Consider the following 8835-nt stretch of genomic DNA (forward strand, 5'->3'; position numbering starts at 1 on the left):
ATGACCGTCCTCGCCTACAACCTTGCCAATGGTATCAAAGGATCGTGGAGGTCGTCTTCGTGCCGGACGAACTGCATCTGTATGTGGAATTCAGCCAGCCAGATGCCGACACAAACCCGTTGATCGCCCCCAGAACTGTACGAGGCCTTGTTGAGGACGGTGAATAGATCATGAAACGGATCGGGCTCGTGAACCAGCGCGTTTCCCTAACCGGATGCTCACATTGCGCAAACGGCGATCGGAGCAGCCGACTAGAGTTGCGATCTTCGACTATCGTCCGCATCGAATTTATGCTCATATACAGGCTTAAGTGGAGATATCCGCATCGCTTTTGCCGGCCGTTCCCGAGGGCCTATGGCTATCGCGTACGTTGCTGTGCGCGGTGCATCTGTCCTCTTGTTCTTCAACCACGGTCGGCCACGCCATTTCATGATCGACACCGGGACCGCAACCTTCCTACACCGCCTCAACGGCCATTTCACCATCCCGGAGCCGTTGGCGGATCTCGCGACTCCCGTTCTGGATGTGGCGCTTGTCCGGACGATCCTTTGGCTGCTGTCGGAACTGGCCCTGAACGTAACCGGTCATCCATGGACTCAGATTGGGCAGGGGGCACTTAGGGCCGGTGCGGTTCCGCCCGCGTCGGCGACTGTGCAGCGTGGCCAATAAACGCGAAATTGCTCCAGGTCATAGGCGACGCACCGCTTTGCTGACACGAAAGGTCGCGTTTGCCGACCCACTGCGATCGCATCTGCGACTGAGCGACGACGGCACCCGGATCGCTTGGCTCCAGAACGAGGACGGGATGTTGAGCGTGATGGTAGCGGATGCGCTCGATCCGGCTTCCGCCAGACGCCTGACCGGTGGACCTGTTCGCCCAGTTTCGCCGGCGCTGTTTTGGGTGGCGGACGAACGGCATGTCGTCGTCTTTCGCGATCATGCCGGTGATGAGAATTATCAGGCTTTCAGCATCGATGTGGACGCGGGAGCGGAGGTCACGCTGACGCCCGGTGGCGGTACGCGAACGCTTTTCAATCGCAGCTCGCGACGTGTTCCTTCCGACATCCTGTTCAGTGTAAACGACAGGGATCCGGAAAGCTTTGACCTCGTTCGGGTCAACGTAGCGACCGGTCAGCGCATAACAGTGTTCCAGAATCCCGATTTCAGCCGGCTGCACGCTGACGCCGACTTCAAAGTCTGCTTCGGCGAGCGGGTGCGGCAGGACGGGTCGATCGAAGTCCTCAAACGGCAAGGGGATGGAGGATGGGTTCCCTTTCTTGATATCCCTCCAGAGGATTCCTTGACCACGCACATAGATGGCTTGAGTGCCGACGGTGACGTGGTGTTCCTGCTCGATTCGCGCAATCGCGATCGCACTGCCCTCGTCGCGATCGATGCCCGAACTGCAGTATTGACGGTTCTGGCTACCGACAGCGAGGCCGATATCGCGGAAGTCGTCTATGATCCCGACACAGGCTGGCCTCTTGCCGCAGCTGCCCTCGCGGCAAGGCGCCGCTGGCACCCTATCGATGAGAAATTTGCAGCTGACCTCGCGCGGCAGCTCGAGGACGCTGCCGGCCTCGATCTGGTGATCGTGGGCGTCAGCGCCGGGAGGCGGCGCATGCTGATCCGCCTCGAGGCGAGCGACGCTCCCGCACAGTTGCGAATATTCGATCGCGCCAAGCGGCGCACGCTTCAGCTCTTCCCCGAGCGGGACGACCTTGAAGGCATGCCGCTGAGGGCGATGCTGCCCGTCGCGATACGCTCGAGAGATGGTCTGACGCTGCCCGCCTATGTCACAGTCCCGGCCGGCCGCGCTCGCCGCCGGCCGCTGGTTGTCGTCGTCCATGGCGGGCCTTACGACCGCGACGCCTGGGGGTTTTCGCCCCTGCATCAATGGCTGGCGAGCCGCGGTTATGCGGTACTGAGCATCAATTTCCGGGGCTCGACCGGCTTCGGCAAAGCCTTCACCAATGCGGCTGATCGCGAGTGGGGCGGCCGCATGCAAGATGACCTGGACGATGGCGTGGCATGGGCGGTCAAGGAGGGTATCGCGGATCCTGACCGGGTCGGGCTTCTTGGAGCAAGCTATGGCGGCTATGCCGCCCTGATGGCTGCAGCGAGGAGTCCCGATCTCTACAACTGCTTCATCGATATCTGCGGCCCTTCGGACCTGCTGTCTTTCATCGCGAAAATACCCCCTTACTGGCACAACTGGTTCGCCATGATCCTACGCCGGTTAGCGGACCCCGCGACCGTGGAGGGACGAAAATGGCTCCAGGAACGCTCGCCACTTGTTCATGTTGAGCAAATGGTCCGTCCAATGTTGATTGCTCAAGGACTTCGCGACGTTCGCGTCAATCCGGCCGAGTCAAGGAACGTCGCGCTCGCTCTGCTCCGAAGGAACGTGCCGGTGACCTTGATCACTTTCCCCGATGAAGGCCATTTCCTGCTAGGTCAGCGCAACCGTATCGCTCTGATGGCTGTCGTGGAGCAATTCCTAGCTTATCATCTGGGTGGCTCACGCGAGATGCTGGGTGATGATCTGGAAGCGTCAAGTCTCACAATCGAGATCGGCGGCGAGTGGTTAGGGCCGCTTTTCTAATTCCTGAATGCGCAAAACAGATCAAAGCGCCCGTAACAACAGATGGCGATGTTCAGCCGCCGACCTTGTCGAGCGAGCCGACGAGCGCAGCGTAGAGGACCGCTTCCTCAACGCCGTCAACGTCAAGCAGATCGTTCATCTCGTCGTCGATGAAGCCACCTACGGGACATACGCCAAGGCGAAGCGCGGTCGCCGCGAGGCAGATGTTCTGCATGACATGACCTGCTTCCAATAGCGAAAAACGATAAGCCCGCTCGCCGTATTTGATCTTGGAGCGGCCGAATACCGCCGTTAGAACGAAGACGGCCGCAGCGTTGTCCACCGCCTCGGGAATGAACACTGCTTTCTTCACCGATGCCATGCAGTCCACTCTGCCAAGTTCGCACAGGGCATGCGAGCGCGGATCGTAGTGGTAAAGACCGGATGGCAACTGCTCCACACGAGCGACCACCACATAAAGTTCGAGTGGATAGAGCCCGCCGCCTGACGGTACGCAGCGTCTCGCTCCCTTTTCAGTGGTGCCCAGCGCGTAAAACGCGAGGTCCGATACACGTTGGAGATCAATCTCCTGACCCGAGTAGCTGCGCACCGATCGGCGCGACGCCATGTTGTCCCAAATGCTGTCCCTCTCAGCCGTGCGTGGATCGGGCAAGGCAATGCGGGGCGCATAGATGTATCGCTTGAATCCCGCCGGGGCGACGAGAGCAGATTGCGCGCTCTGAGCAATCCGCGGCGAGGATCGGCTGATCCTGCTGTTCTCATGAAACAGCTCCGAGACGGAGAACAGGTTGCGTTCACCTAAAAGCCGGTTCCGGATTTTGGATATGTCAGTCCCATGAGGATCGGGCATTTGTCACCTTTGCGAGATCGACTAGGGGAAAGGATGCGGGTGGAGGTTGATCCGCTTGTTCGCGCGATCGGCATACTCGGCGCTAATGGCGCGAACACTGATCCTGTGCAGGCCGCTGCCAAAATAGAGCGGCTGCGCACCTGGAATGATCGCCCGGAATACATGCAGCCCGCACTCTCTAATATCCGGGGAGGTCACATCGACTGCAATGACGTCCAGCCCGCCGCGCGCGATGCGTTCGACACAGTGTGTAATCGAATCGAGTATGTCGGTAGGCCCGTCAGGGTCTTGCGGTATCTCGGTCTCACGCGAGGAGGAAAGGATGAATTCGAAGGCCCGGCGGTTTTCCGGCAAGAGAGGCCATAGGACGTGCTCCTCGATTTGCGCAATCTCCTCGAGCGAAGCTCTGGGCAGATGCGCCCCCTTGTCGACAAGGCTGTTCACCCATAACAGGCATTGCGCCAGTTCGGTGAGCGCACCAACGGCCGCGCGACTGGCAACCAGATTAGCGCATGAGGAAAACGTAGCGCCGCGCTTTCCGGCCATGGGTATATCGGATACGGCAACATAGGCGGGAATCGCAAGATCGGTCGTGACGTCTAGCAAGGTGACGTGATCTGCGATCGATCCGAAGCGGTCAAGCGTCTCCCGCACCAGCTGTGGGGTCCGCAAGTCGATGACAGCCTTCGGTGGACGACGGCTTTGAAGCCACATGAGCATCGCGGCGTCGCGCTCCACGACCTCGCAAATGGCCGAGAGGATCGCTTCCTCCGCCGTGTTGCCGCAGGCCAAACCCGTCGTGATCTGTTGCACCACCGGCGCTTCTCCGGTGCGACCTATGTACGGCTGATAGACCGCGAATGCCGGAACGAGGATCGGCTGTTTGCGCGCCAGCGAGAAGCCCATGGCCCAGCCGATCGTGTCATCGGGCCGCAGGGCGCAATAGCCGAAACCAGGCCGTGCTAACTGGACTTCGTCGTATAGCGAGAGCGACCAAGGTGAAACCGCAGTAGCGGAGACGGCGCTGGTGGGGCGATAAATAATCTCGTCGTAGGGAACATAGGCGGCAGAATAACGTTCGACCGCCTCGCCGATCGCCCCGACAAGCGCCTGGTCGCGCACGAGTGACGTGGAGCCGCTGATCGGGCTTTCGGAGGGAAATCCGAAACGACTATAGTCGCTGGACAGCGCTCCGCAACCAAATATCCTTGGCGAGTCAGGGGCGCATGGCGCCTCGTGCAGGATCTTGATGATCCCTGTCTCATCATCGACAAGCCTAAGCGCCTTGCGCAGAGTATCCTCGATCGGCGATGGCAAGTGGTGGTGAAGCTGCATTCGTATTTCTCCGGATGCTGCCGTGCTCAGCCGACTGACCGCGTTTCGGTTGGGATGATGTCCCAAATCTTGGTTGGTCTGCGGTCCCTCAACCGCGAGCATGCCGGGCATCTCGGCAACTTCAGCACCTCATGGACGCTGCGTTCCATTGTCAGAAGGTCGATGTTGATGATGCGCCCCGCCGCTGCTGAAAGATGCTCGCCCGCAAGGACACGTAACAAGTCCAAGGCGACGAAATTTCCTACGATCCCCGCGAAGGGGAGAAGGGACGGCCACATGTCGCGTCTGCCGTTGAGTTTTTTCCAGTGACGGTAGAGTGCCTCGTGATCTTCTGGATGATCCGCGTTGGCGCGACTGCGGGCCTCGAAACAGGCGAAGCAAGCGGTCTGGTTCGGAATGACGAACGGGCCGATGATAGCGCGTTGTCGATCGATCCTTGCCGAAACCCATGGCACGCCATGCTTGATACATACTTCGTTCGCTCGGTCGTAGCCGCCCATCGACATGGTGTCGCTTATGACCGCAACAACGCTTGCGGCCGCGACCGTCTCCTCCCAGCCGGCCGCGTCGTCGATAGTCGTCGGGATCGTCACGACACGAGACGCGTACTGCTTGCGCAGCGACAGTTCGGTCTTCCTTGTCTCCGACGCTTCAGCCTCTTCGCGGCCGCTCGATTGGGAAGGCGTGGCGCCCTCGACAAGAACGAGAGTCCCGACGCCGGAGGCGGCGAGCATGGTCGCAACGATTTTACCGACGTCCCCAAGGCCCGCAATCACCACGGTCGATTGGGCCAGTCGTCTCGCCGCCTCACTGGCGCTCGCGCCATATAGGGACCAGTACGCGCGGTCCTCACCAGACAGCATGACCGCGTCATCTTCTCGCCCGTCCCGTGCTGCCTTGCCCAGGAAACCCTTGTGTTGAATCAACGTCAGGAAGTCTTCGATCTCCGGCCGCAATGTCTCGTCGAATTCGGCCGCCAGGTCTTCGATCCCATGCTTTCCGTCGAGCAGTGGAAGAAGCAACGGAAGAACGACCGCAACGAAATCACCAGAGAGCATCACACTTCCCGTAAACGAGCGCAGGAGGACTTTTCCTTCCTCAACGGGAACGATCTCGACGCCATACTGGAGGCGAGGAAAGGACGGGATGGATGAAAGCTTGTCCATAGTGCCGCTCCCAGATGGAAAGGGTGTCGAGCGACCGCCGCGTGATCACGCGAGGGCCCGTCAGCGTCGGAATGGAAGGCATCCCGATCGAAGGGGATGCCTTCACACGCCTGACGCACCTTATCTTGCGATGGTTTCGAGCAGCGCGCTCTTTGAGGAACTCGAGCAGTTGCCTATAATGTTGCAGCCGGAATCGGCGGCCCGATCGCCCGCCCGCTGCAACTCGCGATAGACTTGAACCGCGATCAGATCGCCAGCGATTTCGGCGACCTGCTCCCGTTGTTCAACGCTCAGTTTCAGACTTGCAAGGCTCAATGATCTGTCAGCCATATTACGTCTCCCATGTTACGAGTTAAATTTCAGCGTTATTCCAGAATGGTTGTGCGAGCCCTCCCTTGATTGTTGAGTGCGAAAATGACTTCAGCCTCCCGGCCTTCGGCCACCCGGTTTCGACCGCGCGCGCTGATTAGCGACGGCGGACAGTCGACTTGGCGGTTCTCCCTTCTCAGGTGTCGCCGGTTTGCGGTCGTCAAGATTTTCGCGCACGATCAGCGCAACCTCCTGATCAATGATTTGCGTCAGGAGGTCGATGAGTTTGTCGTCGCCAAGGCGACCAATCTCGATGGTCGAAAGGCTCTCCTCGACCAGTGCGCGCGTGTCGCTCATCCAATGGTCCTCCGTCACAGCATGTCCTTGGAAGACGACGAACAATTGCCGATGATGTCGCAGCTTCCGTTGGAGCAGTTGCCGATAATCGAGCATCCAGCCACCTTCGCCAGATCGTTGCGGATTTGCAGCTCGCGGTAGACGTGGATTGCGATTAGATCGCTGGTGACCTCGGCCACTTTCTCGCGGTCCGTTGCCGAAAGGCCCAGCTGTGACAGTATTCCAGGTGATCTTGTATCCGACATCGCTCCCTCCCCGGATAGTGACCGTGATGCTAGTTGGGCAGCACCAATTGCGCCCTCAATTCCTTCAAGCCTGCCAATCTTGAATTGTCGGCCGGCCGCTCGGTTTCGGGGAGCGCGGCCAGATCGCTCACCAGCAGCTCCGCCCACTCGGCCACCTTCTCGGCGTATTTCGGCGAAGACAGCATGAAATGGCATAGATGACACTGATCGCTGAAACGTTCCGGAATCTCGTGACCAATGTCTTGCTCACGCAAGAAGGGCAGGAAAAATCCCGGCCCGACGGATTCCAGGACAGCGAGAAGCTTGTTCTGGTCCGATGCCTTCACGATCTCGCCAAGCGTAGAGCGATGCTCATTTCCCATACGCAGAGGCTCGGTAAAGCCACCAGGCGAGCAGCACGGATACACATCGCCGGAAAGGTCGACTGCAAGCTTTTTGAAATGCTCCCGGCAGTTGCCGAATGGCGAAGTGAAATCCGCAGGGAATTCTTGTTGTTCCACATTCGTCGACGCGCGGCCAGCCGGCAGGCAAGGCATGACGACAAACCGCACCATCTGTCCCAATTCATAGAATGCGCCGCGGACGTCGTCCATCTCCGTAGTAGACGTTGAAACCACGTTGACGGTTACCTTCAGTCCGACATTCAGTGCTGTCTTTGCCGCGCCGACAATCCTGCTAAGCGGTAGGAATTCCTGATGGAACTGGCTGGTGCTGATGTTGACGGCGCCGAGCCCTGCATCCCTGAGCCCCTCCAATTGCAAGCCCGCTCCTGGCGAGCCGCCCCAAAATCCGTTAGTGGTCACGGAGGACGTATATCCGCAGGTGCGGGCGTGGGAGATGATCTCTTTCAAGAGCCTTAGGTATAGGAATGGTTCACCTCCGCTTATTCCAACTTCTCTGATCGACGGAAGCTCCGCGGCTTCGTCGATCAAACGGGCGATCCGCTCGAACGAAGCCGATTCCGATTTAGCAGGATGAGAATCGTTGCAGCAGTGCCTGCAAGAAATGTTGCACTTGGAAGTCAACAATAGCCCCAGGACTTCGGGGCACGCGTGTGCGTGGCCGATGGTCATACGACTCGCTCCAACGGCAGGCGGCGCCGTCAATATTCTATAAGGATTTCAAAGGTGCATATGGCGTTGCATTAGACAACGTCAAAATGAGAAATATGCCAAGTCAAGATACATGAAGAGATTTGAATCATCAATATTAGATAAATCTTGCCTAACGGTATGGTTTCGGAATTGTTAACAGCTTCCCTCAGAGCGACGACTGGCGCATGAACGCTAAGCAGGCAGTTAATTCACTTCGAGCAGGCGGAGTTTGACTGGGCAGGGCCGGCCCCGAAGTCATCGCCACGGACCGCGCATTTGCGAAGCGCGTCGGAGGCGCCCCGCCGGGTCAGCCTACCGCCGCAGGTGTCTCGCCTGGTCGCCTTAGAAGAGGCTGGATTCACCTCCGCGACAGCCGAAATCGGATGCTCGTGGCTTGAAGACGCCGCCGTTACTTGGCGTCAATCAAATCAGCCCAGCCTGGCTGTATTCGTCCGGCGCCTGAAGCATGGCGAAACGGCTGGCATTGGACAGGATGACTTCCTTCGCACCGGAATGACCGAAGCCATGTAGTCGGTGTGCGCGTAGGTCATCATCAAAGGGGGATATGCCTCCTGGGACTTTGTCGATGACGGCCTGGAGCAGTCGAATCCTTTCCCGCAACAGCAGATTGGACGGGTCGGCAGCTTTCTCTCTTTCCGGATCGCTGTCTAGGGTCAGGGTCGCGTTTGAATCGTGCAAACCTGATATACGAATCTCATCGACGGTCGAGGGGCGTCCATTACCCTCCGCATGCCCCTCGGAACGCTGGACGAGGGATGGTGCGTCGCACAAAAATATTGCAATGCACTATAAATGCCGTAACGTCAGTTTCGTAAATGAACGAGACGGCTTTTGTGAAAGGCCGTCCACCGGA

General features: G+C 58.8%; 9 protein-coding genes. 1 reads left to right on the forward strand and 8 read right to left on the reverse strand.

From position 1 onward, the window contains the following. Window positions 1-658: 658 nt before the first annotated feature. A complete protein-coding gene (locus NKI85_RS36810; protein ID WP_352780746.1) occupies window positions 659-2605 on the forward strand; it encodes a S9 family peptidase in 1947 nt (648 codons plus the stop codon). Between the two features lie 52 nt (window positions 2606-2657). Here NKI85_RS36810 and NKI85_RS36815 read toward each other — a convergent pair whose 3' ends face one another. The 8 genes from NKI85_RS36815 to NKI85_RS36850 all read right to left on the reverse strand — a co-directional run bounded on the left by NKI85_RS36815 (window position 2658) and on the right by NKI85_RS36850 (window position 8660). Beyond that, entirely contained in the window at window positions 2658-3455 is a 798-nt protein-coding gene (locus tag NKI85_RS36815) for a SagB/ThcOx family dehydrogenase (protein ID WP_352528371.1), read from the reverse strand. 21 nt (window positions 3456-3476) lie between these two features. Continuing rightward, window positions 3477-4901 (reverse strand): YcaO-like family protein, encoded by a 1425-nt coding sequence (locus NKI85_RS36820; protein ID WP_352780749.1) that lies wholly within the window; start codon window positions 4899-4901, stop codon window positions 3477-3479. After that, window positions 4817-5956, reverse strand: a complete 1140-nt coding sequence (locus tag NKI85_RS36825; RefSeq protein ID WP_352528367.1) for a TOMM precursor leader peptide-binding protein — start codon at window positions 5954-5956, stop codon at window positions 4817-4819. The genes NKI85_RS36820 and NKI85_RS36825 overlap by 85 nt, the downstream gene beginning before the upstream one ends. A gap of 120 nt (window positions 5957-6076) precedes the next feature. Then, window positions 6077-6286, reverse strand: coding sequence for a hypothetical protein (locus tag NKI85_RS36830; RefSeq protein ID WP_352528365.1), 210 nt, complete (start codon window positions 6284-6286; stop codon window positions 6077-6079). Between the two features lie 90 nt (window positions 6287-6376). After that, complete coding sequence (locus NKI85_RS36835; protein WP_352528363.1) at window positions 6377-6622, reverse strand: hypothetical protein; 246 nt, start codon at window positions 6620-6622, stop codon at window positions 6377-6379. Between the two features lie 14 nt (window positions 6623-6636). Continuing rightward, window positions 6637-6867, reverse strand: a complete 231-nt coding sequence (locus NKI85_RS36840; RefSeq protein ID WP_352528361.1) for a hypothetical protein — start codon at window positions 6865-6867, stop codon at window positions 6637-6639. A 29-nt stretch (window positions 6868-6896) separates the two neighbouring features. Then, on the reverse strand, window positions 6897-7940 hold the full coding sequence (locus NKI85_RS36845; RefSeq protein WP_352780753.1) for a radical SAM protein: 1044 nt from the start codon (window positions 7938-7940) through the stop codon (window positions 6897-6899). Window positions 7941-8384: 444 nt separating this feature from the next. Beyond that, window positions 8385-8660, reverse strand: a complete 276-nt coding sequence (locus NKI85_RS36850; RefSeq protein ID WP_352780756.1) for a hypothetical protein — start codon at window positions 8658-8660, stop codon at window positions 8385-8387. Between the last annotated feature and the right edge of the window lie 175 nt (window positions 8661-8835).

This window comes from Mesorhizobium sp. M0571, from assembly GCF_040320985.1.
In the GTDB taxonomy this organism is placed as follows: domain Bacteria; phylum Pseudomonadota; class Alphaproteobacteria; order Rhizobiales; family Rhizobiaceae; genus Mesorhizobium.

What these genes read in the sequence shown, in the direction of transcription:
- NKI85_RS36830 (WP_352528365.1), bottom strand. Translation starts at nt 6,286, where the DNA reads ATGGCTGACAGATCATTGAGCCTTGCAAGTCTGAAACTGAGCGTTGAA.
- NKI85_RS36820 (WP_352780749.1), bottom strand. Translation starts at nt 4,901, where the DNA reads ATGCCCGGCATGCTCGCGGTTGAGGGACCGCAGACCAACCAAGATTTG.
- NKI85_RS36815 (WP_352528371.1), bottom strand. Translation starts at nt 3,455, where the DNA reads ATGCCCGATCCTCATGGGACTGACATATCCAAAATCCGGAACCGGCTT.
- NKI85_RS36845 (WP_352780753.1), bottom strand. Translation starts at nt 7,940, where the DNA reads ATGACCATCGGCCACGCACACGCGTGCCCCGAAGTCCTGGGGCTATTG.
- NKI85_RS36825 (WP_352528367.1), bottom strand. Translation starts at nt 5,956, where the DNA reads ATGGACAAGCTTTCATCCATCCCGTCCTTTCCTCGCCTCCAGTATGGC.
- NKI85_RS36840 (WP_352528361.1), bottom strand. Translation starts at nt 6,867, where the DNA reads ATGTCGGATACAAGATCACCTGGAATACTGTCACAGCTGGGCCTTTCG.
- NKI85_RS36835 (WP_352528363.1), bottom strand. Translation starts at nt 6,622, where the DNA reads ATGAGCGACACGCGCGCACTGGTCGAGGAGAGCCTTTCGACCATCGAG.